Origin of the sequence: Pseudomonas lalkuanensis, from assembly GCF_008807375.1 — a bacterium.
Taxonomy (GTDB): Bacteria; Pseudomonadota; Gammaproteobacteria; order Pseudomonadales; family Pseudomonadaceae; genus Metapseudomonas; species Metapseudomonas lalkuanensis.
Genome location: NZ_CP043311.1, coordinates 3106431 through 3130372 on the forward strand (window position 1 = coordinate 3106431; position 23942 = coordinate 3130372).

The following is a 23942-nucleotide window of genomic DNA, read 5'->3' on the forward strand; positions in this document are numbered from 1 at the left end:
TGCCGCCTGGTTCGAGGCAGGCGGGTGCTGCGCTCACGGGGGGGATGGCGACAAGCAATGGCCCACAAACCACGGCCAAGGTGCACAGAACGCGCGTGGCGATGTTCATGACGATCCAGGTGTCTTCGGCTTGGAAACCGCCGGAGGATTGGGTTCAGTGTAGAAATACAGGCCGATGGTGATGCGCTGGCGAGCCTCGGGAGGAGGAATGTCCTTGTTTTCCAGATCGGCGGCCAGTTGGTTGAAGGCGATCAGCACCTGCATGCCTTCGGCCCTGACCGCTTCGCGAAGCTGCTCGACGCTCGCGGTGGAGAGGCTGTCGTAGTGAACGCTCCGCTCGAAGAACGGCTCGGCCGTTTCGGTGAGGTTGTGCACGGCGGCGCAGGCATGGTCATGAAGGTTGTGGCGAAAGTAGGCCGCCATCTCGTCGAATCCGCGCTGCGGGATGAAGGCCATGGTTTCCAGGTGCACACGATCCTGGTCATCTATCCGCACGATGCCGAGGCGCAGCCATTCATCCAGCACCACGCGGGCGCGGATGTCCTTGCTGACTTTCGCCACCAGCCCGTCGAACGATCCTTCCCCGCCGGCGCTTGCCAGGCGCGCCAGCGGCAGTGGCTTCCCAGGCTTGGCGCAGAACGGTGCGTTGTTCATCCAGACACTGACCAGGTGGGCGCCGAAGGACACGTTTTCCGGCAGCTCGTTCGCCTCGCCGCCGGCCCTGGAACGGAGCCGTCTGACATCCTTGCGATGGACGCCGGTGAGCAGGCTGATCCTGCTGTCGGTGGGGCTCTTGTCGTCGAGGCGGAATTCACTCTCGGCAACGTCGACGAAGATCTGTTTGAGCAGGTCGGCAAAGCAGTTGTAGGTCACCCCTTTCCGCAGCATCAACCTCACAATCGGGCGCATGACGTGCTGCAGCGCCGGCAATAGCGAGGGTGGGAAAGTGGGTATCTGCATTCACGGCACTCCTGTTGAAATGAATACAAAAGCCAAGTGGGGAGGACGCCGCCGGGCAAGCTGTCCATAGCGCCCCCCTACTCTCTTGGACGGTGTCGGTCGACCGCTGATCCCGCTTCGGATCCCCGGGGCGACCACCAGCACCGTCATCACAGATGCCACAAAACCCGGGGCTACGCCGGGTCTTGTGGACAAGCGGAAGGACCGATCAGGCTCCGCCGCGATCATCGCCGACGTCGTGGTCAGGACCATCGTCCGCACCATGGCCTAGGCCATGGGCTTCACCGAGGTCATGGTCGGCGCCGTCGTCCGCGCCGTGGCCGACGCCATGGGCTTCACCGACGTCATGGTCAGCGCCGTCGTCCGCGCCGTGGCCGACGCCATGGGCTTCACCAACGTCATGGTCGGCGCCGTCGTCCGCGCCGTGGCCGACGCCATGGGCTTCACCAACGTCATGGTCGGCGCCGTCGTCCGCGCCGTTGCGACCGCTGTTGGCGCTGCCCGGCCCACTGTTGCCGCCGTTATCGGCGCCATCACCGCCGTGGCCCGATCCACCATGGCCGCCGCCATCACCAGAATGACCGCCGCCATCGCCACCGTGGCCACCACCGCTGCCGCCACCTCCGTGACCGCCGCCACCACCGCCGCTACCACTGCCGCCACCACCACTTCCGCCGCCGCTGCCGCCACCGTGGCCACCGCCGCCCCCACTGCCACTGCCGCCACCGCCATGGCCGCCGCCACCACCACCGCTACCACCTCCTCCGCCGCCGCTGCCACCATCCTTGGCGTATACGTGGGAGAAGCCGCCGATGGAGTCGGGTAAAAGGGCTGTCGACGCCGAAAGAACGCCACCAATGGCCAGAGCCAGCAAGCACTTCTTGAGTAGCATGATGAACCTCCACACGGTGATGCGTAGTCATCTCCCTATCGAACGCACGGGTTTGAAATTTCGTGACCGCCCGGTTGAAGCGGTCGGACAACCGGCTTGCCATTTGCCGACGGCAATGGGATCAACCGTCAACATCAGGCGGTCCGTGTAAGCCAAGTCGGATCTTGTTGTGGGAAAATTTCCCACATCCTCAGGTTAGACCCAAGGGAATGGGTGTCAACGACCGGCTATCCGGTTGAAGCACGTCCACAAGGCAACGCCGCCAACAGGAAACTCCTGCCGGCGGCGTTGGGTTGAGGCTGGGAATGGCAGGCCCGTCAGGGCCTGCCGGGTGCGGTCACTTGAGGTCGTAGCGGTCCAGGTTCATCACCTTGGTCCAGGCAGCGACGAAGTCGCGTACGAAGGCCTGCGGCGAGTCGCTGCTGGCGTAAATCTCCGCTATTGCCCGGAGCTGGGAGTTGGAACCGAAGACCAGGTCGACCACGGTGGCGGTCCACTTGAGGTCGCCGCTGGCGCGGTCACGGCCTTCCAGCACGTGCTCGTTGGACGCGGAGCGCTGCCACTTCGTGCTCATGTCCAGCAGGTTCACGAAGAAGTCGTTGGTCAGCGTTTCCGGACGCTTGGTAAAGACGCCATGCTGCGACTTGCCGAAGTTGGCGCCCAGGACACGCAGCCCCCCCACCAGGACAGTCATCTCGGGGGCGCTCAGCTTGAGCAGTTGTGCCTTGTCCACGAGCATTTCCGCGGTCGAGCCCTCGTAACCCTTCTTCGCGAAGTTGCGGAAGCCGTCGGCGAGCGGTTCCAGCACCGCGAAGGACTCCACGTCGGTCTGAGCCTGCGAAGCATCGGTACGGCCCGGAGCGAAGGGAACGGTCACGTTGACGCCAGCGTTCTTCGCAGCGGTTTCGATACCGACGCCACCAGCCAGCACGATCAGGTCGGCGAGAGAGACTTTCTTGCCCGAGGCATTGAAGTCCTTCTGCACACTTTCCAGTGCCGCGATGACCTTGGCCACTTCGGCCGGCTGGTTGACCTCCCAGTCCTTCTGCGGGGCGAGACGCAGACGGGCACCATTGGCACCACCGCGCTTGTCGCTGCCACGGAAGGAAGCGGCGGCAGCCCAGGCGGTGCTCACCAGCTGCGAAACGGACAGGCCGGTCGCGGCGATCCTGGTCTTCAGGGCAGCCACGTCCTGGTCGTTCACCAGCGGATGGTCGACAGCCGGGACCGGGTCCTGCCAGATCAGCTCTTCTTTCGGCACCAGCGGGCCGAGGTAGCGGCTGCGCGGGCCCATATCGCGGTGGGTCAGCTTGAACCAGGCGCGGGCGAAGGCGTCTTCCAGTTCCTTCGGATTGTCCTTGAAGCGCCGGGAGATCTTCTCGTAGGCCGGGTCCATGCGCATCGCCATGTCGGCGGTGGTCATCATTGGCGCGTGGCGCTTGCTCGGGTCATGGGCGTCCGGCACCACGCCGTCACCCGTCGTCCCCTTGGGCTTCCACTGATGGGCGCCTGCCGGGCTCTTGGTCAGTTCCCACTCATAGCCGTACAGGGTTTCCAGGTAGCTGTTGTCCCATTTGGTGGGAGTTGGCGTCCAGGCACCTTCCAGGCCACTGGTAATGGCGTCGCCGGCCTTGCCGCTGCCGAAGGCGTTCTTCCAGCCCAGGCCCATTTCAGTGATATCGGCCGCCTCGGGTTCCGGCCCGACGTTGGCCGCATCGCCTGCACCATGGCATTTGCCGAAGGTGTGGCCGCCCACGGTGAGGGCCACGGTTTCTTCATCGTTCATCGCCATGCGAGCGAAGGTTTCACGCACATCGCGGCCAGACGCCACAGGGTCGGGGTTGCCGTCCGGCCCCTGGGGGTTCACGTAGATCAGGCCCATCTGCACCGCGGCCAGCGGATTTTCCAACTGGCGGTCACCGGAGTAGCGGCTATTGGGCTTGTCGCTGGTGGCCAGCCACTCATGCTCGGAGCCCCAGTAGACGTCGTCTTCCGGTTCGTAGATGTCCACGCGGCCGCCACCGAAGCCAAATGTCTTGAAGCCCATGGACTCCAGTGCGACGTTACCGGCGAGGATCAGCAAGTCGCCCCAGGACAGCTTGTTGCCGTACTTCTGCTTGATCGGCCACAGCAGGCGACGCGCCTTGTCGAGGTTGCCGTTGTCCGGCCAGCTGTTGAGCGGTGCGAAGCGCTGGTTGCCGGTACCGGCACCGCCACGCCCGTCAGCGACGCGGTAGGTACCCGCGGCGTGCCAGGCCATGCGGATGAACAGCGGCCCGTAATGGCCATAGTCCGCCGGCCACCAGTCCTGGGAGTCGGTCATCAGGGCAGTGAGGTCCTTGATCACCGCATTGAGGTCGAGGGTCTTGAAGGCTTCGGCGTAATTGAATTCCCCACCCAGCGGGTTGGATTCGGCCGAGTGCTGATGAAGGATCTTGAGGTTAAGTTGGTTGGGCCACCACTCCGCATTCGATGGCACTACACCGGCGATCACATTCTTCCCTGAGAAAGGGCATTTTGCTTCGCTTGACATGCTTATCTCCTCTTTTTGTCTTCAGCCAACCAGTCTATTCAGCTTGGAATCGAGGTAGCGTCCCAGCCAATAGGTTTTGGAAATGGCATTGATAGTAGACAAGGATTGTGAATCCCACGTTGGCAGCGACAGCCTGCAAGCCTTGATCTACGCAGCTCTCGCGTCGAGATCTCGCGGTAGATCAATGGCTTCTGAGGCTTATCGCGCCAAGTGCTGAGGAGATTCAGCGGGATGATGAAGCGCAGTTTTGTCCATAGACGAACTTAATCGTCAGGCCTGCGCGAAGGGTGGAGACCGCCGGACGATCTCCACCCTTCGCAGGCTGGCAATTGCTTTTCCCTGCCGGTCAATCGAGCTGATATTTCTCCCGCACCAGATGCCCGATCCCCAAGCGGTCGAGAATGTCCATCGGGCACAGCAAGGTAACGCGAACGGTTCCCGGCAGACGGCTGATTTCGATGGAACCGGCGATGGTGGCGCGGTTCAGCACCTCATCGTAGGGCAGCCCGGTGACGTCGGCAGCGCGCTGCAGGCCATTCCTGGTGGCGGCGTTTAGGTCCTCGCCACTGCCGATGAACGTGATTGGGCCATTGCGCTCGACTTCGTGCTGGCCCCAGCGCGCACCCAGCTCGCCGACCTTGCGGCGTTGTTCGGCGCTCATCGGGCGTGCCATGGGCGGCAGGTCATCGAGGTTCTGCAACAGGATCGGGCCGTCCAGCGTCAGGTGCTTGATCACCTCCACCGTCAGCTCCGTTTCCCCTGACACATCCGTCGCGTGGCCGGCGATCTCGCCATTGCCCTGCTGGGCGTGCATGTCGCCCATGTACACGCCAGCGCCCGGCACCTTGACCGGGCAGATCAGGATGCAACCCTCACGCACCGAGTTGGTGTCCATGTGGCCATCGGTCTTGGCCGCATGCAGCGCTTCGCGGGTCAGGCCGTAGCGATGGGGCGCGCCGATCAGGTGCTGTCCGAAATCGGCGCAGTTGTGCGAGTCGGGCATGTCGATGGCGGGCGTCGTGCCGATGTTACCGAGGAACGGCCGCATGTGGGCCGCCACGCCGGGCATGTCGGCGCGCGCAAGGGAAAGGATCGAATGCTGCGCGGCCAGCTCCGGCAAGGCGGACATTTCCGGGGCGTCGCCGGCCAGGCCGTTGGCCACATCCTGGTTCACCGTCAGGCTGACCTGGTTTTCCTGGTCGAACACGATCACGTAACCATGACTGAAGCGGAAGGCGCTGACTTCAGCGCCGCAGTGGTCGCAGCGGATGGCCTCTTCACCAATGCCTTCGACATGGCTGGCCGGGTGTTCGGTGCCGCAGGACGAGCAGAATTTGGCAACGAAAGGATCACCGTTGTAACGACCCTCGACGAACTTCATCACCCCGGAGGAAGTCGCCAGGGAGGTGACGCGCATTCGCTGGATCTTCAGCGCCACGGCGTCACCCACTTCAGCGCCTTGGATCGCCACCGGCTGCGTCACCTCGTGGCCGCCCTGGAAAGACGGCGTGATCATCGGCCCCCAGCACCCCGGCGGCGTGCCCGTGATCAGGGTGCCGCCATTGGCCAGTGGGCCCAGCATGGGCAGGCTGGGACCGATGATGCCGTTGGTGTAGGTCTGGACCCGGAGCTGGTCCACGGCGTAATTCGTATCAGGCAGGTTTTTCGACATGTTGTCCCCCTGGGCCCGCATTGCCTGCGGAAAAAAGCCCGGTGAGCGAAACGGAGCCACTCCCGGGCAATGATTGGCAAGAACCGTGGTCCGGTGCCCTGCTGGCGGCCCCGGTCGGCGGAAACAGTTCAACCCGGTCTTGTATCCGGGATGTATTGCGCGGGGGGTGGATTCACAAGCACATGTAACGAGGCAGGCCGCGGACACAGGCCGATACAGAAACCAGCCGCCAACAGTGAACGCCGGGCCGAAAGCCTCAGGAGGGAGGTATCGCGTGTCCCATCATGGGCACACCCTTAGACGTTCCACTCCCGTTTGCACTCCATCAGGAAGTCGACGAAGGCACGCAGGCGCAGCGGGACGTGGCGACCGTGCGGATACAGCAGCGTGTAAGGGCGGGAGCGGCCGCCGAACTCCCCAAGTACTTCCACCAGCGAGCCCTCTTCCAGCTCCCGCTCGACGATGAAGCGATAAGTCTGGAACAGCCCGGCGCCGTACTTGGCCAGGGTCACCCCACCGAGAACGTCATCCGAGCAGCAGTAGTTGCCGCTGGCGAAGATCTCCCGTTCCTTGCCGTTCTCGGTGAATAGCCAGGAAATGCGGCGCCCGCTGCTGGGGAGTTCGAACTGGATGCAGTCGTGCCGCTCGAGGTCCTCCAGGGATGTGGGCGTGCCCACCCTGGCCAGGTATTGCGGCGTGGCGATCACCACCAGCGGTGCGTCTTCGAGATGCCGGGCAATAAGCGTGGAATCGGGCTGGGCGCGCACGCGGATCGCCAGGTCGTAGCCCTCCCCCACGAAGTCGATGTTGCGGTTGCTCAGGTGGATGTCGATCTTCACGCCGGGGTGGCGTTCGCGAAAACGCGACAGCAGCGGGAGGATGCGGTAGTGGCCGTAGGTGGTGGGAATGCTGATACGCAACTCGCCGCTGGGTTCCAGCTGTTTGCCCATCACTTCGCGCTCGGCCTCGACCAGTTGCGTCAGCGCCTGCCGGCATTGTTCGAAGTAGGAGCGACCGCTTTCCGTGAGGCGGATGCTGCGGGTCGTCCTTACGAACAATCGGGTACCGAGACGTTCTTCCAGCCGCGAAATCGAGCGGCTCACCGCCGCCGGCGTGACCCCCGCCGACAGCGCCGCCGCAGTGAAGCTCCCCTCCTCCGCGGCAAGACAGAAAAGCTCGATGCTGCCCAACTGGATGTCATCAAAGTGGCGCTTCACGATTCTTTACACCAGGTATCAACTGAAGTATCCGAGCCTACATTTATCGGCTCCCAGGACACAAATATAGTGCATCCCACGCAGGCAAATCCGCCGCTTCCCGGCCGCTACCGGCACTCGGCAAAGCTGCGTTGATCCGCCTGACCCTCGAACAGGAATCGCCCCATGAACCTGATCTTCGTCGCTGACCCCATGTGCTCCTGGTGCTACGGCTTCGCCAAGGAACTGACAACGGCCACCAATTCGTTTCCCGAGCTGCCCGTACAGATAGTGGTGGGCGGCGTGCGTGCCGGGGACACTTCCATCATGACCGAGGAAATGAAGCAGTTCCGCCTCGGTCACTGGGCCCGCGTGGAAGCACTCAGCGGTCTGCCGTTCAATCGCCAGGCATTCATCGCCCTCGAAAATTTCGTCTACGACACCGAACCGATCTGTCGAGCCGTGGTGACCGCGCGCAAGATTGCGCCGGGGATGGACCTCCTGCCGGTTTTCCGCCGCCTGCAGGAAGCCTTCTACGTCCACGGCCAGGACACCACCCGCGGCGAAGTCCTCGCGGAAATCGCCGCCCGAGCCATGACCGACCTGGGTTATCCGACCCGCGCCGAATCCTTCCTGGCAACCTGGAACCACGATTCGACCATCGCCGAAACCCGCGAGGATTTCACGACGGCCCGGCGCTGGGGCATCACCAGCTTCCCGGCCCTGCTGCTGGAGGTGAATGGTCGCCTGCACTCCGTCTCGCCCGGCTACCTGAGTGCGCGGGAGCTGGAAAGGAACCTTCGCATCGTGCTCGAACGCGCCGGCCATGACGCCGTGGCAATGGCCTGAGCAGCGCATCCCCTGGAGCCGCGATCATGAAAGCTGCAGTCGTCACCCGCTTTGGCGGCCCCGAGGTGATCGAGCTCGTGGAGCTGCCCACTCCCCAGCCGGGGCCCGGACAGGTGCTGATCAAGGTCCTGGCCGCGCGGGTGAACCGCCTTGACCACCACATCCGCCAGGGTGACGTCGCTTCCGGCATCCCGCTTCCGCACATCCTCGGAATGGATGCCGTCGGAGAAATTGCCGAACTCGGCGCCGGCGTGCCCCGTCTTGCGCTTGGCGACCGCGTGATCGCCATGCCCGGATACCCCAGCAGCCCTGACGAGCAGGATGTGCGCCCCGTCACCCGCGCATCCAGCTACACCCTGCTCGGCCTGCACCGCCCCGGCACCTACGCCCAGTACATGGTGGCCCCCGAGAAATGGGTGATCGCCGATACCTCGGGTCTGCCGCCGGAACAGGCGGTAGCACTGCCGACCCCGCTGCTGACGGCAATCCGCGCCGTGGAGACAGTGGGCGAAGTGAAGGCCGGCGACCGTGTGCTGGTCCATGCGGGCGCCTCCGGCACCGGCTGCATGGCCATCCAGGTCGCCAAGGTGCTCGGTGCGCGCGTCGCCGCCACGGTTCGCTGCGCCGCCGCAGCCAGAGTCGCGGCGCAAGTCGGTGCGGACCGGGTAATCGACACCAGCGACGAAGACGTGATCGACGCCATTCGCCGATGGACCCGCGGACGCGGCGTAGACGTGGCGATCGATTGCCTCGGCGGGCCGGACTTCGCCCGCATGGTCGAGGCGGTCCGGCCACTGGGAATCGTCGTCCTCGACGGCCTCATGGCCGGTGCCACGGTTACGCTCGACCTGAAGCGAATCATCAATGAACAGAAGCAGATCAGGGGCACCCTGATGGCTGATATCGAGGATCTGAAAGCCTGGATGCCGCGCGTCCGCTCGGGCCGCATAAAACCCGTGGTGGATACCGTGCTCCCTCTCAGTGAAGCCGCCCAGGCCCATGCGCTGATGGCGGAAAACCGGACCAAGGGCGGCGTCGTGCTGCTGCCCTGGAGTCACTGACCAACCCTCCGAGGAGGTTCAAGATGCCGTTCGTAAGCGTTCGTATCACCCGTGACGGGGTTACCCGGGAGCAAAAGGCCCAGGTCATCGCCGAAATCACCGAAACCCTGCAGCGCGTGCTGGGCAAACGCCCGGATCTCACCCACATCGTCATCGAAGAGGTGGACACCGATAACTGGGGCTATGCCGGCATGACAACCACGGAATACCGTAAGAACCAGCCTGGATGACCCCCATTCCAGTGCCTCCCGCCCGGCGCCCGGCCGGGCGGGAATCCCCTGTCCTCGATCCGGAAGCAGGAGTGCCGGCGGTGCACACGCGGCGGACTACTGCGAAAAGGCGCTTCGGCAGGTCGTTGCGGGGCGCTGAAAAATACCATCACGACCTTTCCCATTCCCGAAGGGAACCTCCATGTCACATGACCTGAGCCGTCTCGAGGCGGCCCTCGCCAACCATCCCCGGGTGGAGCTGGTGGAAACGCCCACGCCGATCCAGAAGCTGTCCCGCCTGGGCCAGTTGGCCGAATTCAACGGCTGCAACTTCTACGTAAAGCGCGACGACCTCACGAGCCTGGGTGGCGGCGGGAACAAGCTGCGAAAGCTGGAATTCCTGCTCGGCGAAGCACTCGCGGCCGGCGCCGATACCCTGGTGACCTGGGGCGGCCTGCAGTCCAATCACGCCCGCCTGACCGCTGCGGTGGCCGCGCGCCATGGCCTGGCCTGCGAGTTGATCCTCACCCAGTCCGGCGTGCGCACGGACGATGACTATCAACTCAACGGCAATGTCCTGCTGGACACCCTGTTCGGTGCCACCGTCCATCGCCTGCCCCTTGGAGCAGCCCCGGACGCCTATGCCGCCGAAAGGGTCGACCAACTCACGCGCCGGGGCAGGAAGCCCTTCGTCATGCCCCTCGGCGGCTCCAGCCCGACCGGGGCGCTGGGCTACGCCGCCTGTACGGCCGAGATCCTGCAACAGGCGGACGCACTCGGCGTGCCGTTCCAGGAAATCATCGTGCCCAACGGCAGCAGCGGGACCCAGGCTGGCCTGCTGGCCGGGGTTGCCCTGTCCGGTTCCTCAACTGGAATCACCGGCTACTCCGTACTGGGAACCGCCGAGCAGACCCTCGCAACGACCCGGGAAAAGACCCGACAGACACTGCAACTACTCGCTCCATCCGAGGCCCTGGACGAAAGCGCGGTCAAGGTGGATGGCACACAGCGCGGCGAAGCCTATGGCGCCCCCACCCAGGCGATGCTGGAAGCAACGCGCCTGCTCGCCTCCCACGAGGGGCTGCTGGTGGACCCCGTCTACGGAGGCAAGGCATTCGCGGGAATGCTGGCCGCCGCCCGCGATGGTGGGTTCCCGCCCGGCAGCAACCTGCTGTTCGTGATGACGGGTGGATTGCCGGGAGTCTTCGCCTACCGCAGCGCCTACAGCTGATCGGTCGGCCCTGCATCCTGGCAGTGGACGGAGGCCAAAGCACTGGCAAGTGGTAATGGCCTGAATGGAAAAGGGAGGCAACGCCTCCCCTTTTCCTGCTCTCAACGGCCAATCGGCAGCCATCCCGGCAGGTCATGCATAGCGGAGTTGGCTGATGTCGATGGACACCAGCAGTTGCGCCTCGATGGCCCGGCCTTGCTCGTCACGCCGATAGGCCCGCCGCTTGCCGGGCATGCGCAAGCCCTCTGCTTCGATGTAGTCGGAAACGTACTGGGCGGCCGGCAAGCCTGCGCTGACGTCGAGTTCATAGTCGTGCCGACGCAGAAGGAAATCCTCAGCGAAGTAGAAGTCCTGTACCACGCTGTGGGTCGCCACGCTTTCCGGAAAATGCACCCGCAGCCGGCGCCAGGTTTCCGCTCCCTCCTCCCACGGTGCCAACTCTTGGACCCTGACACCTGGCCAGGTGAACAGGAATGGCATGGTCAGGTAGGACCAGAGCGCGTAGCCGTTGAAATAGGCGCGCTGCAGCGAGTCCCAGGGGGTCGTTTCCCCGTGGCCATTGAATGAGGCCCTGGGGCTCGCGCGCTCGGCCACCACCTGCCCGCTGGTGGTCTCGATGGCGATGCGGTCAGGCGTATAGGCGGTGCGCTTGTCGGGCGCGCCGAAGGGCATGACCGACGCCCGCTGCTCATGCAGCCAGACGGTCATTTCCCGTGGGTCGCTGTCCTGGGTCAGGCCCTTCAGGCCCCACAGGGAGCCTCCGGTTACGATGCTGGCACGCACCGTATTGAAGCGGTGCCAGCGATCCAGTCCGCCGTGGGCGTGCAGTACCTGAACGAGCAATTCGCAGTTCCCATCACTCATGGCGGCAGTCCTCGGCGGCAGGTTGTGTTGGTCAGTTATAGCCCGAGCCCACCGCCAGCGGAGCCGTGGACGACCGGCACGGAAAATCGTCGTCAGCGATCGAGCGGATCGCCGCTGGCACCGGCCTCGGCCGACTGCGGTGATACCTTCTTGCTGCCCAGCGGAGTCGTCTGGAAGCAGACGCCACTGGAGTTGCGGTGATTCTCGGTAGCGGCGTTGCTGTGCACGGCAACTCCGGCCAGGGAAAAGGCGATGGAGGTCAGCAGGCTCTTCAGGGTTCTCATCGAAGTGGATTCCGCTCAGGTCATAGGCATCGGGTCCAGCCAGCTCCAGCCCCTCGAGGCTGCCGCTGGCGCTCAGGCTCAGTTTCGAAGGGCCAGGTGCCCTGCGTGTGTCGCCTGGCGGTCGTTTTGCGTGCTCGTGTATAGGGCGGCGCCTGGATACAGAGGGATACAACCCGAGCGTGGACCAGGGCGCGGCGCCCCGCCCTCAAGCCGTCACACCGCGCGCATCCCGTCGCACGGCCTGGGGAGGCACACCGAACCCCCGTATGAAAGCCTCGCGCATGTGGCGGCGGTCGCGGAACCCGGTTTCCCTGGCGACCACATCCAGGGAATGGCGGCTCTGTTCGATCATCAGCCGTGCTGCCTCCAGCCGCAGCCCCTCGATAGCCTTCGCTGGCGACTGCCCGGTTTCGGCGGTGAATACCCGGGTGAACTGACGCGGGCTCAGATGCACGACTTCTGCCAGTTCCTCCACACCGAGCGGACGATTCAGGTGGCTGCGTGCATAGTTCAGCGCGTTCTGGATGCGGTCCGACTTGGGCGCCAGGTCGAGCATCTCCGAATGCTGGGACTGCCCACCGGAGCGGCGCTGGTGCATCACCAGCTTGTGCGCCACCGAGCGCGCCGCCTCGGCACCCAGGTCCTTCTCCACCATGCCGAGGGCGAGGTCGAGCCCCGCGGTCATGCCGGCCGAGGTCCAGATCGGCTCGTCGACGATGTAGATGCGGTCATCCTCGACATCGATGTCCGGAAAGCGCTTGCGCATTTCGAGGGCGAATGCCCAGTGCGTCGTCGCGCGGCGCCCGGCCAGCAAGCCCGCTTCGGCCAGCACGAAGCCGCCGGTGCAGACACCGGCCGTACGTCGCGCCTGGCTACCAGCCAGGCGCACGAAGTCGAGGACAGCCTTGGGAGGTGGCTCCGCCAGCGGATCATTGACCCCGACGACCATCCAGGTATCCGCCAGGCGAGGTGCATCGAGTGCACGCGTTTCCACCGCAAGCCCCAGCGAAGAGCGCACCAGCCCGCCGTCCGGCGAGTAATTCTGGATGCTGTAGAAGGGTGCCCGGGCTACAAGGTTGGCGAATTCGAATACGGTCTGGGTAGCCAGTGAAAGCACTTGGAAACCATCCGTCAGCAGATAGCCGATTCGGTGCATGTGTATCTCCCGCCATGTCCTGAAATATGACTATAAATGTCATTTGAGACATGGTAAATCCGCAGCATTCTGTTCTCCAGTCCCACCCACCCTGGAGAAACAGCATGACTCACTCACATCCCGGCGCCGCCCTCATTACCGGCGCTTCGTCCGGTATCGGTGCGATCTACGCCGACCGCCTGGCCCGCCGCGGCCATGACCTGATCCTCGTGGCTCGCAACCGCGAACGCCTGAATGCACTGGCCCGGCGCTTGAGCGATGAAACCGGACGAAGCGTGGAAGTCGTGGTCGCCGACCTTGCCGACAAGGAGGACCTCGCACGGGTCGAGAACATCCTTCGCACCGATGCCAGCATCACGACGCTGGTGAACAACGCCGGCATCGGCGCGACCCGCCCTCTTCTCGAGTCGAACGTCGACAAGCTGGACGACCTGCTCACCCTCAACGTGAATGTGCTGACGCGCCTGACCTATGCGGCCGCCCCCGGTTTCGTCGCCCGTGGCGGTGGCACCATCATCAACATCGCCTCGATCGTCGCCATCGCGCCTGAGATCCTCAACGGTGTGTACGGGGGCTCCAAGGCCTTCGTGCTTGCGTTCAGCCAGTCCCTGCACAAGGAACTGCAGGAGAAGAACGTCCGGGTGCAGGTCGTGCTCCCCGGCGCAACCGCAACCGATTTCTGGGAGATAGCCGGAACGCCGGTGCAATACCTTCCCAGTGCCATCGTCATGAAGGCCGAAGACATGGTGGACGCGGCGCTTGCCGGTTTCGACCAGGGCGAATTCGTCACCATTCCCGCTCTTCCTGACATCGCCGACCTGGACGCCTATGAAGCCGCACGGCAGAAGCTGATGCCGAACCTGTCGTTGAGCGCCCCTGCCGCACGCTACAGCCGCTGAGCCATCCGCTCTCCTGGCGAAGCTGCAGAACAATGCGGGGGCCACTCCTGTGGTGCCCCGCAGTCCGCGTGCTCATGGGCTGAGGGCCTGTTGCCGGGCGAGGCGGATTGATTACACAAGGTATCAACTGAAGTAAGGGAAACCCGATTTATCAGCACATAACTCACAAATATAGTCCGCCTCACCAGCAGCGAATCCCCTCGATCAGCTGCTACGGCAAGTCCCCCGAGTCTATTTGTGAGGAAACCACCATGAGCAAGAAAACTGTTGTCATCACCGGCGCTTCCAGCGGTATCGGCCTGGGCCTGGCCAAGGCCTTCCTCGACGCCGGCTACAACGTCGTCGGCACCGCCCGCTCCGCCGAACGCCTGCAAGAAGCCGCCGCCAGCCTGGGTAACCCGGCCAGCTTCGTCGGCGTCGCCGGCGACGTGGCCGATCCGGCCTCCGCCCGTAAGGCTTTCGCCGTAGCGATTGAAGCCTTCGGCAGCGTCGAAGTGCTGGTCAACAACGCCGGTTTCTTCCTGCCCAAGCCCTTCATCGAGTACACCCCGGAAGACCTGGAAGCCCTGCTCGACACCAACCTCAAGGGCGTGGTCTACACCTCCCAGGTGGCGGCCGCGCACATGCAGCGGCAAGGCGGTGGTCACATCGTCAACATCTCCGCTTCGGTGGCCCTGCAACCCAACATCAGCGTTCCGGCCGCCCTGCCGGTGCTGATCAAGGGCGGCGTCAACCAGATGACCCGCGCCCTGGCGCTGGAACTGTCGCCGCACAACATCCAGGTGAATGCGGTCGCCCCCGGCATCATCGACACTCCGATGCACGACCCGGCCGCCCGCGAGTTTCTCAACAACCTGGCGCCGTCCGGCCGCGTAGGTACCGTTGAAGAGATCGCCGAAGCCGTCCTGTACCTGGCCGGCGCCAGCTTCACCACCGGCGTCGTCCTGGCCGTGGACGGCGGTATGAGCACCGGCAAGTGGTGAACGCCTTAAAGGCATGAAAAGAGGGAGGCTTTGGCCTCCCTTGCTCATTGCTCAAGGCGACGATTCGGGGAATGGACTCGCACTGGATTGGCAAGGCTGTATGAGTCCGCTTTTCGCATCGTGCCACTGACGCGATCCCTCACCCCCGGCCCCTCTCCCTGAAGAGGAGAGGGGTGACTCGCGCCGGCTAGGCACAATTCATCCTGACGCTCACACAGACTTGAAACTGGGCAGATTGGGTGGGGCAGCGCCACTGCCCCTTCAGGAGGCCAAGCGGAATCGTTGCAGGTTCGTAGGGTCACGATTGGCTTTCCTGCGGGAGCAATCCCCCCTCGCCTAGCGGGTAGCTTGCCCCGCCTCCAATTCGCCAAGAATCCGATAGGCCAGCTTCACCCGCTCCTCATTCGGGTAATTCTTGTTGGCCAGCAGCACGATGCCGAGTTGTTTCTCCGGCACGAAGGCCACGTAGGCGCCGAAGCCATCGGTGGCCCCCGTCTTGTTGACCCAGACCGACTTCTGCGGCGGCAGGGGCGGTTCGATGGCGGTGACCGCGTGGCTCTCCAGCGCCATCTGGCTGCCATTGCCTTTCACCAGCGTCTCCAGCGCCACCGGGTAGCTGTACTGCTCCCAGATCAGGTCCTGGGTCATGGCGCCAACCTTGTAGTAGCCCGTCCGGGTGGCGTCGATGCCACGTTGCAGTCCTGCCTCCAGTGGAACCTGGCCGAGATGGGCCTCGACGAAATGCAGCAGGTCCTTGCTGCTGGTCTTCACCCCGTAGGCCTCATTGGCCAGCATCGCGGGGTTCACCCGTACCGGAACATCTTCCTTGTTGTAGCCCTGGGCGTAGCGCGGCATCGCGCCGGGCGGAACCTCGATGAAGGTATTGCCCATGCCGAGCTTGGGCAGCAGTTCGCTTTCCATGGCACTGGCATAGGGCTTTTCCAGGCTGCTTGCCGCGACCACACCCAGCAGGCCGATGCTGGGGTTGGCGTAAGTGCGGTAGGTGCCCGGGGCGTATTGCGGTTGCCAGGTGCGGTAGTAGTCCGTCAGCTGCTGCCGGTTGCGGACGGTATCCGGCAATTGCAGGGGAAAGCCGCCGGCGGTGTGGGTGGCCAGGTTGATCAGCGTCACCTGGTCGAGCTTGCTGCCCTTGAGTTCCGGCAGGTAGCGGCTCGGGCTCGCGGTGAGCTGGAGCTTGCCACGGGTTTCGGCGTAGGTGGCCAGCGCGACGGTCAGGGTCTTGCTGACCGATCCGACTTCGAAAAGCGTCTCGCTGGTGACGGCCTGCTGCGTCGCCCTGGACGCTACGCCGTAGTTGTAGAAACGCTGCTCGCCCTGGGCAGTGACCGCAATGGCCAGGCCGGGAATGCCGTATTGCTGCATGACCTGGCGAGCAGCCTGCTGGACGCTGGCATCGAGGTCCGTCGGCAGGTCGCTGGCCATGGCCTGGCTTGCGAGGCTGACTGCCAGCGCAAGCAGGAGTGAAGGTGCGCAGTACGTTCCTGTCGGGCGCATCGGGAGGGTCCGTCGGTCATGATTGGGTGGGAGAACCTACCACCTCGGGCAGGTGCTTCCAAAACCCGTTCATGACCGGATATTGCGCCATCAGCTCGCGCTGGTGCCCTTTGCCGCCGCGTCCCGCTCCTGCAGGAGCTTCTGGATGATCGCTTCCTGCGCTTCATACTCGCCCTCTCCGACGTGCAGGTATCGCACACGACCATTGGCATCGATGAAGTAGTGCGCCGGCCAGTACTGATTGGTGAAGGCATTCCAGATGCGGTACTGGTTGTCGATGGCCACCGGGTGCTTCACGCCCAGGCGGACAGTCGCCTCGCGCACGCTGTCGATGATCCGCTCGAAGGGGTACTCGGGCGTGTGTACGCCGATCACTACCAGGCCCTTGTCGGCGTAACGCTCCGCCCACTGATTCACGTACGGAAGGCTGTTCCGGCAGTTGATGCAGTCGAAGGTCCAGAAGTCCACCAGCACCACCTTGCCGAGCAATTGTTCGTTGCTGAGCGGCGGGCCATTGAGCCACTGGGTGGCCCCCGCCAGCGACGGCATCGCGCCCAGGTCCGGCAGTTGCCCGACATCCTCGGCGCGGGCACTGCTCACCAGTTTCTCCAGCAGCGCCGGAACACTGTCGATCACCTTGCGTTCCAGGGCGGAAACCAGGCGCGAGTCACCCACGCTGGCCAGCCGGTCCGTGGTGCCGCTGGCGATGCCGACAACCGCGAGCAGGGCCAGGGCGCCGGCGCCGCGACGCAGCCACTCCACGGTTCCCAGCGACAGTTTCGCGCGTTGGAAGGCGCTCCGACCAAGGAAGACCAGCGCGCCCATCGCCACGGCGCTGCCGAGGCCATAGCTGAGCAGCAGCAGGCTGGTGGAAGCACTGGGGCCGTTGAGCATGGCGCCGGACAGGATCAGGCCCAGGATGGGACCGGCACAGGGCGCCCACAGCAGGCCGGCGGCAAACCCCATCAGCCAGGCCGAAAGCGTCGGCGGCAGGCGCCGGGCGTCGCCGTGCAGGCGGTCACCCAGCCACAGCCAGGGGCGCGACACAAAAGTGCCGAAGCGGCTGGACAACAAGGCCAGCGCGGAAGCGGCCAGCAGCACCAGGGCCAGGTAGCGGCCCCACTGGCTGGCATGGATCACCCACTCGCTGGAAACCACCGCCAGGCTCGCCAGTACGGCAAAGCCCGAGGCGAGGCCGGCCAGGGTCAGCAAGGGTGACCAGGCCGGGCCGCCAGAGCGGGAGAACAGCAGAGGCAGGACAGGAAGAACGCAGGGACTGAACAGGGTCAGCACCCCGCCGAGAAAGGCGACAAGATACATGGACACCTCTATGAAAATTGGGCCCGGCGGGCCCCGGGCTGGCGATCCGCGCCACCAGTGGCGCTGGAAAGGCGGTCGTGGTTCAGTTTTCGTTGCCGCACACGTCGGCCAGCTTGCGGTACGCCAGGCTGTGCGGCTGTCCGCTGGAGTCCAGGTAGTCCATGCGCGCATTCACCACCTGGCACACGGCGGACGGGTCTTCGTGAACGGACACGACTTTGCTGATATCCAGATGCATGCCGTAGCGGTAGGGCTCGGGCGTGACGTTTTCCGCGGCCTGGGCCGCCAGGCTCGCGAAGCTGAAGGTGGCTGCCAGCAGGCAGGCACTCAAGGACAGGATTTTCATGAGGGTCTCCTCACCAATGGGAAATGGGGCGAATGCACCACTGCATCCGTTGGGTCCAATTCCAGCGGCAGGAGGTATCGCCGATGTGTCCGCGGTCGGCTGCGATTGCCCGGTCTGGTATCTGCACGCGCTCCGGATACAGAGAGATACGTTCGGCCAAAGTGCAATCGCAGGTATCAGCCGGGCGCTGGATACACTGCAATACAAAGGGCTGCGGGCAAGTGCCGCGCGCCCCGATACACTAGGTCACGAATCGAGCAGAACGAGGTTTGTCCATGGACCATGTCGATCACATCCTGATCGTCGACGACGACCGGGAAATCCGCGAACTCGTCGGCAACTACCTGAAGAAGAACGGCCTGCGCGTGAGCCTGGCGGCGGACGGCCGGCAGATGCGCACGTTCCTCGAAGGCAACGTGGTCGACCTGATCGTCCTCGACATCATGATGCCCGGCGACGATGGCCTGCGCCTTTGCCGGGAACTGCGCGTGGGCAAGCACAAGGCGACACCGGTGCTGATGCTCACCGCGCGCAATGACGAGACCGATCGCATCATCGGCCTGGAAATGGGCGCCGATGACTACCTCACCAAACCCTTCTCCGCCCGCGAACTGCTGGCGCGCATCAATGCGGTGCTGCGGCGCACGCGGATGCTTCCGCCAAACCTGCAGATCAGCGAAAGCAGCCGGCTGATCGGCTTCGGCAAATGGCGCCTGGACACCACCGCGCGCCACCTGCTGGACGCCGAAGGCACCCTGGTGGCCCTGAGCGGTGCCGAGTACCGCCTGCTGCGGGTGTTCCTCGACCATCCGCAGCGGGTGCTCAGCCGCGACCAGCTGCTCAACCTCACCCAGGGCCGCGAGGCGGACGTGTTCGACCGCTCCATCGACCTGCTGGTCAGCCGTCTGCGCCAACGCCTGCAGGACGACCCTCGCGAGTCGGCCTATATCAAGACAGTGCGCAGCGAGGGTTATGTCTTCTCGCTGCCCGTGCAACTGATCGAGCCTTCGACGTGATGCCCCTGCCCCGCTGGCCGAGCACCCTGGCCGCACGCCTGGCGCTGATCTTCCTGACCGGGCTGGTACTGGCCTACGGACTGTCCTTCGCCTCGCAGTTCTACGAGCGCTACCAGACCGGGCGCGACGTGATGCTCGGTAACCTGGAGAGCGACGTCAGCACCGCCGTGGCGCTGATCGACCGCCTCCCCGCGGATGAACGCGCTACCTGGCTGTCGCTGCTGGACCGCCGCAACTACCGCTACCGGCTCGATGAAGGCCTGCCGGGTGTCCCCATGGACATGGCCAATCCCCATATGGCCGCTGTCTCCATAGAACGGGCCATTGGCGACCGCTTTCCGGTGCGTTTCGAGAACATTCCCGGCCCGACGCCACATTTCCAGGGTCACCTGACGCTGAGCGACGGCCAGCCGCTGACCATCGACGTCACCCCCGGCCCGATTCCCGTGGCGCAGTGGCTGCCGGTGGTGCTGCTCCTGCAACTGGCGGTGCTGCTGGGCTGCACCTGGCTGGCAGTACGCATGGCGATCAGCCCACTGACCCGCCTGGCCCAGGCCGTCGACCATCTCGATCCGGATGCCTCCGGCCCGGTGCTGGATGAGCGCGGCCCACAGGAAGTCGCCTACGCCGCCCGCGCCTTCAACTCATTGCAAGGGCGCATCGGCGCCTACCTGAAGGAGCGCATGCAACTGCTGGCGGCGATCTCCCACGACCTGCAAACCCCCATCACCCGCATGAAACTGCGTGTGGAGCAGATGGATGCCTCGGTCGAACGCGAGCGCCTGTGGAGCGACCTGAACGAGATGCAGCACCTGGTCCGCGAAGGCGTCGCCTACGCCCGCAGCATGGACGGCACCAGCGAAGCCCTGTGCCGGGTCGACCTCGATGCCTTCCTCGACAGCCTGGTCTGCGACTACCAGGACAGTGGCCAGGCAGTGAGCCTCACCGGCTCCAGCGGCCTGCTGCTGGAAACCCGCCCCCATGCATTGCGCCGGGTACTCAGCAACCTGATCGACAACGCCCTGAAGTTCGGCGGCAGCGCCCGGCTGGAAGTTCAACGGGATGTACAGGGCAAGGTCCTGGTGCAGGTGCTGGATGAGGGGCCGGGCATCGCCGAGGAGGAACTGCAGGAGGTGTTCAAGCCCTTCTACAGGGTCGAGAGCTCACGTAATCGCAGCACCGGCGGCACCGGCCTCGGGCTGGCCATCGCCCAGCAACTGAGCCAGGCCCTGGGCGGCCGCCTGACCCTTGCCAACCGGGACGGCGGAGGCCTCTGCGCCCAGCTGGAACTGGGCGCCAATGCCTGATCGACCTACACAGCGATACACAACGGGATACGGCAGGACACATCCGGGACAAGCCCCTTCGCCAACATGGAGGCAAGAGCAGCAGCGGCATCCCGCCGCTGCATCCCGACCAAAGGAGCCTGCCCATGTCCAGCCTTGCCCTCTCTCCGTTCAAGTTCGCCTTCAACCAGCTCGACCGCATCGGCGCCTGGAGCGCCGACCTGCCGCTGCGCCTGTTCCTCGCCTGGGAATTCTTCGAATCCGGCCTGGAGAAGTGGAACGGCCAGAACTGGTTCGTCGACATCCAGTCCGCCTTTCCCTTCCCCTTCAATGTGATTCCGGCTGACCTCAGCTGGCAGATGTCGATGTGGGCCGAACTGATCGCTCCCCTGCTCCTGCTGCTGGGCCTGGGCACCCGTTTCGCCACCTTCGTGCTGATGGTGCTGACCGTGGTCGCCATCGCTGCCGTGCACTGGCCGGAACACTGGTCGTCCCTCACGGAGCTCGCCCAGGGCTATGCCATCACCAACAAGGGCTACGGCAACTACAAGCTGCCGCTGATCTACCTGATTGCCGCCATGCCCCTGCTGCTCAGCGGTGCCGGACGTTTCAGCCTCGATCATTTGCTGTTCCGCCGGAAAGCCTGACCGGTTCGGCAAAGAGAAAGCCCGCGCATCTGAAGAGGTGCGCGGGCTTTTCGTGGGTATGGCAGGTCACCGTGCCAGCTGGTGACAACCCTCTCCCCCTCTCCCTGAAGTGGAGAGGGGTGACTCCCGGCTCACCTTCAGCACAATCCTGCCCTGTGGGAGCGAATTCATTCGCGAGAATGACAAGGCACCGTGCCAACGGGTGACCACCCTCTCCCCCGGCCCCTCTCCCAGAGGGCGAGGGGTGACTCCCAGCCCACCTCCAGCACAGTCCTGTAGGGGCGAATTCATTCGCTTTGGCCGGCATACGAGCGCGACGCGGTGTCGCCCCACAATCGGTGCGCGCAGCGCCCCCTACCAATGCGTAGGGTGAACGCGAGCGGGGCTATACCCGCCCTTGCACGGATGAACGCTGCCAATCAGTTGTGAGGATTGTGAAAAATGCCTGTCAGGCGCTGCCCACGGAGGTTCTTGCAGACCCATTTGTAGACCGGGTAGCCCAGGAGCGAAAACAGCGCAGCGAAGAATGCACCGAACAGCGGAAACATGATGAAATTCGCCAGGACGTTGTCGAATCGTTGCAGGGTGACCATCCCCAGCCAATTGGCGATGAAGAGGATCAACGCCCAGCCGATGCCACCGCAAAAGGCGCTGAGGGCCGTCACGAGCATTAGCGAAAAGACATTCAATTGCACCGAACAGAATTGATAGCTCTTGATGGGCTCGCTTGCCGTCGGTCCTTCCACGACAGAATCTCCTCTTGTTCCAGTTGAACTCGATGCCTGTCTTGCAGTCGCGCATTACCGAATTGGCCGAAGTCTAGCTACAGGTCTGGCGGCCCGCCCACAAAAAAAACCGCGCACCTCGAAAGGTGCGCGGGCTTCTTTTCAGCAGAAGCGACTCAGGGAATTTCGAAGGTCACTTCGATATTGCCGCGTGTGGCCTTGGAATACGGGCAGAGCTGGTGGGCTGCTTCCACCAGGCGTGCCTTGTCGTCGGTGGCCAGGCCAGGCAGTTCGACGGTCAGCTTCGCCGCCAGGGCGAAGCCGCCGTCAGCGGTGTTACCCAGTGCGATGTCGGCGGCTACCGCCACGTCATCCGGCAGGCGGATCGATTGGGCCTGGCCGGCGCGGCGCAGGGCACCGATGAAACAGGCGGACCAGCCCACGCCCAGCAACTGCTCCGGGTTGGTGCCGGGCCGGCCAGAACCGGGTGGGCTCAGGCGCACGGCGAGTTCGCCGTCGGAGGACTTACCCTGGCCGTCACGGCCGCCGGTGGTCCGGGTCTGGCCGGTATAGAGGGTCTTTTCAAGAATCGCGGTCATCATTCAACTCCACTCGGTAGATACTCCGGCAAATACCGGCAACAGCTTGCGCCTCAGGCGCGGGTGCCAAGCACCACGCCTTGGGCACGCAGGTTTTCCAGCAGGGCCAGGCCCTGCGGCAGGATGGTTTCAGGCTCCGCACCAATGGCTTCGGCCAGGGCTTCCAGATGATCCCGGCCCGTGCCGCTCCGCTCCTGCAGCGACGCCAGCAGCGCATGGGCCAGGGGTGCCAGGCGAGAGAAATGCACCTTCTGGTCGGCGCCACGGCGTGCCAGTACCAGGGTCGGCTGCTCGGGCGCTTGCTGCGGCAGGTAATCGGAACCTATCTCGGTCACCGGCCACTGGTAAGCCAGGGGCCAGGCCAGGTTCGAGAGCAGAGGCTCCCCTTTGAGCAGATCGCCCTTGGGATCATGCGCTGGCTCGCGCCTGTCGCTCAGCAACAGTGCAGCTTCCACCCACTCGTAGTGGGCCAGTTCCACCACCCAGGGCGGCAGATCGAGGGCATCCCCTCCTCCCTCAGCCAGAAAATCGACGAACTCTCCGGAAATTTCGGTGAACAGAGGTGTCTGGCAACGGTACTGCGCATAGAAGGTGTCGATCAGAGCCCGCCACTTCTCAGGGCCGAGACCGGCGCGAAGCACCGGGAAGCCGCCCGACAGCAGCGACTCCACATTACCGAAGAACAACTGCCGGTAAACCGCCAGGCGGCGCGCCTCCATGCCAGGCGGCGGCGCATTGTTCTGCGGGTCGCGCACGTAGCGGGCCAGACTCATCAACTGGTCATGCAGGACCTCATGCATGGCGCACCTCCGGCCAGGCGAGGGCGGCCTGCTGGCGCGCGCGGATCTGTTCCACCTCGCCCAGTAGCTCGGCCAGGGGCGGGAAATTGAAGTCGCGCTCCAGCAGGGTCGGCAGCGCGCCGAAGCGTTGGTAGGCCTGTTCCAGAAGGGTCCAGACATCGCCTTTCACGGTGGCGCCGTGGGTATCGATCTTCAGGTCCGGCGCTTCGTCGTAGTGGCCGGCCACATGCATGTACACCACTCGCTCCACCGGCAGCGCGGCCAGGTAGGCGGCGGCGTCGTAACCGTGGTTGATCGAGTTGACGTAGAGATTGTTGACATCCAGCAGCAGGTCGCAGTCGGCCTCCTCCAGTACCGCGCGGAGGAAGTCGATTTCCTGCAGCGCCTGATAGGGCGCGGCGTAGTAGGAAATGTTCTCCACGGCGATGCGCCGCCCCAGGGCGTCCTGGGCCTGGCGGATGCGCGAGGCGACGTGGCGCACCGACTCGTCGGTGAAGGGCAATGGCAACAGGTCGTAGAGCTGGCCGTCGTCCGAGCAGTAGCTCAGGTGCTCACTGAAGAAGGCCACATCGTGGTTGTCGAGGAACCCGCGGATGCGCCGCAGCAGCTCGCGATCCAGGGGGAACGGTCCGCCCAGGGACAGCGACAGGCCGTGGCAGGCCAGCGGGAAGCGCTCGGCGAGACGGGCCAGGCCGTCACCCTGGCGACCGCCGACATTGATCCAGTTGTCCGGCGTGCACTCCAGGAAATCCACGGCGCCGGCATCCGCCGCCAACAGTTCGGGCAACAGCGCGCGACGCAGGCCGAGACCGGCGCCAGAGGGGAAGGAGGCAGTGCTCATGGGTCATTCTCCAGGCTGTGGAATCCCTCCCCGGCCAGCGGCTCAGGGAGGGTGGGAC

General features: G+C 64.5%; 24 protein-coding genes. 10 read left to right on the plus strand and 14 right to left on the minus strand.

Annotated elements, in window-relative coordinates; genetic code table 11:
* Nucleotides 1–105: 105 nt before the first annotated feature.
* Nucleotides 106–960 carry a DUF6502 family protein gene (locus tag FXN65_RS14400; RefSeq protein WP_151133837.1) on the minus strand — a complete coding sequence of 285 codons (855 nt, stop codon included), beginning with the start codon at nt 958–960 and terminating at the stop codon, nt 106–108.
* Nucleotides 961–1234: 274 nt separating this feature from the next.
* Between FXN65_RS14400 and FXN65_RS28555 the strand changes: the two genes are divergently transcribed.
* Nucleotides 1235–1786, plus strand: a complete 552-nt coding sequence (locus FXN65_RS28555; protein ID WP_178119338.1) for a hypothetical protein — start codon at nt 1235–1237, stop codon at nt 1784–1786.
* A gap of 403 nt (nt 1787–2189) precedes the next feature.
* On the opposite strand, the gene katG is transcribed toward FXN65_RS28555, so the two are convergent.
* The 3 genes from katG to FXN65_RS14425 form a co-directional block, all read right to left on the minus strand.
* Nucleotides 2190–4385: a catalase/peroxidase HPI gene (gene katG / locus FXN65_RS14415; RefSeq protein WP_151133838.1), complete on the minus strand. Its 2196-nt coding sequence runs from the start codon at nt 4383–4385 to the stop codon at nt 2190–2192.
* Nucleotides 4386–4731: 346 nt separating this feature from the next.
* The gene (locus FXN65_RS14420; RefSeq protein WP_151133839.1) at nt 4732–6057 is read right to left on the minus strand and encodes an acetamidase/formamidase family protein; all 1326 of its coding nucleotides are present in this window, start codon (nt 6055–6057) and stop codon (nt 4732–4734) included.
* A 296-nt stretch (nt 6058–6353) separates the two neighbouring features.
* Nucleotides 6354–7274, minus strand: a complete 921-nt coding sequence (locus tag FXN65_RS14425; RefSeq protein ID WP_151133840.1) for a LysR family transcriptional regulator — start codon at nt 7272–7274, stop codon at nt 6354–6356.
* A 165-nt stretch (nt 7275–7439) separates the two neighbouring features.
* On the opposite strand from FXN65_RS14425, the gene FXN65_RS14430 reads away from it, so the two are divergent.
* The 4 genes from FXN65_RS14430 (at nt 7440) to FXN65_RS14445 (ending at nt 10603) form a co-directional block, all read left to right on the plus strand.
* Entirely contained in the window at nt 7440–8102 is a 663-nt protein-coding gene (locus FXN65_RS14430) for a DsbA family protein (protein WP_151133841.1), read from the plus strand.
* 26 nt (nt 8103–8128) lie between these two features.
* Nucleotides 8129–9163 carry a quinone oxidoreductase family protein gene (locus tag FXN65_RS14435; protein WP_151133842.1) on the plus strand — a complete coding sequence of 345 codons (1035 nt, stop codon included), beginning with the start codon at nt 8129–8131 and terminating at the stop codon, nt 9161–9163.
* 23 nt (nt 9164–9186) lie between these two features.
* Nucleotides 9187–9393: a tautomerase family protein gene (locus tag FXN65_RS14440; protein WP_044874485.1), complete on the plus strand. Its 207-nt coding sequence runs from the start codon at nt 9187–9189 to the stop codon at nt 9391–9393.
* Nucleotides 9394–9574: 181 nt separating this feature from the next.
* Nucleotides 9575–10603, plus strand: a complete 1029-nt coding sequence (locus FXN65_RS14445) for a D-cysteine desulfhydrase family protein (protein WP_151133843.1) — start codon at nt 9575–9577, stop codon at nt 10601–10603.
* 132 nt (nt 10604–10735) lie between these two features.
* On the opposite strand, the gene FXN65_RS14450 is transcribed toward FXN65_RS14445, so the two are convergent.
* From FXN65_RS14450 to FXN65_RS14460, 3 genes are all read right to left on the minus strand, one after another.
* Nucleotides 10736–11467 carry a hypothetical protein gene (locus tag FXN65_RS14450; RefSeq protein WP_151133844.1) on the minus strand — a complete coding sequence of 244 codons (732 nt, stop codon included), beginning with the start codon at nt 11465–11467 and terminating at the stop codon, nt 10736–10738.
* Between the two features lie 92 nt (nt 11468–11559).
* A complete protein-coding gene (locus tag FXN65_RS14455; RefSeq protein ID WP_151133845.1) occupies nt 11560–11751 on the minus strand; it encodes a hypothetical protein in 192 nt (63 codons plus the stop codon).
* 205 nt (nt 11752–11956) lie between these two features.
* The gene (locus FXN65_RS14460; protein WP_151133846.1) at nt 11957–12907 is read right to left on the minus strand and encodes a GlxA family transcriptional regulator; all 951 of its coding nucleotides are present in this window, start codon (nt 12905–12907) and stop codon (nt 11957–11959) included.
* 104 nt (nt 12908–13011) lie between these two features.
* On the opposite strand from FXN65_RS14460, the gene FXN65_RS14465 reads away from it, so the two are divergent.
* Nucleotides 13012–13806 carry an SDR family NAD(P)-dependent oxidoreductase gene (locus tag FXN65_RS14465; RefSeq protein ID WP_151133847.1) on the plus strand — a complete coding sequence of 265 codons (795 nt, stop codon included), beginning with the start codon at nt 13012–13014 and terminating at the stop codon, nt 13804–13806.
* A gap of 251 nt (nt 13807–14057) precedes the next feature.
* A complete protein-coding gene (locus FXN65_RS14470; protein WP_151133848.1) occupies nt 14058–14789 on the plus strand; it encodes an SDR family NAD(P)-dependent oxidoreductase in 732 nt (243 codons plus the stop codon).
* A gap of 336 nt (nt 14790–15125) precedes the next feature.
* Here FXN65_RS14470 and ampC read toward each other — a convergent pair whose 3' ends face one another.
* The 3 genes from ampC to FXN65_RS14485 form a co-directional block, all read right to left on the minus strand.
* Nucleotides 15126–16304: a class C beta-lactamase gene (gene ampC / locus FXN65_RS14475; RefSeq protein WP_151133849.1), complete on the minus strand. Its 1179-nt coding sequence runs from the start codon at nt 16302–16304 to the stop codon at nt 15126–15128.
* A 90-nt stretch (nt 16305–16394) separates the two neighbouring features.
* The gene (locus tag FXN65_RS14480) at nt 16395–17624 is read right to left on the minus strand and encodes a cytochrome c biogenesis protein DipZ (protein ID WP_151133850.1); all 1230 of its coding nucleotides are present in this window, start codon (nt 17622–17624) and stop codon (nt 16395–16397) included.
* An 82-nt stretch (nt 17625–17706) separates the two neighbouring features.
* Entirely contained in the window at nt 17707–17970 is a 264-nt protein-coding gene (locus FXN65_RS14485) for a DUF2790 domain-containing protein (RefSeq protein ID WP_151133851.1), read from the minus strand.
* A gap of 275 nt (nt 17971–18245) precedes the next feature.
* Here FXN65_RS14485 and FXN65_RS14490 point away from each other — a divergent pair, with 275 nt between their 5' ends.
* The 3 genes from FXN65_RS14490 (at nt 18246) to FXN65_RS14500 (ending at nt 20919) form a co-directional block, all read left to right on the plus strand.
* A complete protein-coding gene (locus tag FXN65_RS14490) occupies nt 18246–18986 on the plus strand; it encodes a response regulator (protein WP_151133852.1) in 741 nt (246 codons plus the stop codon).
* Nucleotides 18986–20293 (plus strand): sensor histidine kinase, encoded by a 1308-nt coding sequence (locus FXN65_RS14495; protein WP_151138828.1) that lies wholly within the window; start codon nt 18986–18988, stop codon nt 20291–20293. Before FXN65_RS14490 ends, FXN65_RS14495 begins: the two co-directional genes overlap by 1 nt.
* 125 nt (nt 20294–20418) lie before the next feature.
* Nucleotides 20419–20919 (plus strand): HvfX family Cu-binding RiPP maturation protein, encoded by a 501-nt coding sequence (locus tag FXN65_RS14500; RefSeq protein ID WP_151133853.1) that lies wholly within the window; start codon nt 20419–20421, stop codon nt 20917–20919.
* Nucleotides 20920–21338: 419 nt separating this feature from the next.
* Here the strand turns inward: FXN65_RS14500 and FXN65_RS14505 are convergent, their stop codons facing one another.
* From FXN65_RS14505 to FXN65_RS14520, 4 genes are all read right to left on the minus strand, one after another.
* The gene (locus FXN65_RS14505; protein ID WP_151133854.1) at nt 21339–21665 is read right to left on the minus strand and encodes a hypothetical protein; all 327 of its coding nucleotides are present in this window, start codon (nt 21663–21665) and stop codon (nt 21339–21341) included.
* A 155-nt stretch (nt 21666–21820) separates the two neighbouring features.
* Nucleotides 21821–22243 carry an organic hydroperoxide resistance protein gene (locus tag FXN65_RS14510; RefSeq protein WP_151133855.1) on the minus strand — a complete coding sequence of 141 codons (423 nt, stop codon included), beginning with the start codon at nt 22241–22243 and terminating at the stop codon, nt 21821–21823.
* Nucleotides 22244–22296: 53 nt separating this feature from the next.
* Complete coding sequence (locus FXN65_RS14515) at nt 22297–23043, minus strand: HvfC family RiPP maturation protein (protein ID WP_151133856.1); 747 nt, start codon at nt 23041–23043, stop codon at nt 22297–22299.
* Nucleotides 23036–23884 carry an HvfB family MNIO-type RiPP peptide maturase gene (locus FXN65_RS14520; protein ID WP_151133857.1) on the minus strand — a complete coding sequence of 283 codons (849 nt, stop codon included), beginning with the start codon at nt 23882–23884 and terminating at the stop codon, nt 23036–23038. Before FXN65_RS14520 ends, FXN65_RS14515 begins: the two co-directional genes overlap by 8 nt.
* Nucleotides 23885–23942 lie beyond the last annotated feature (58 nt).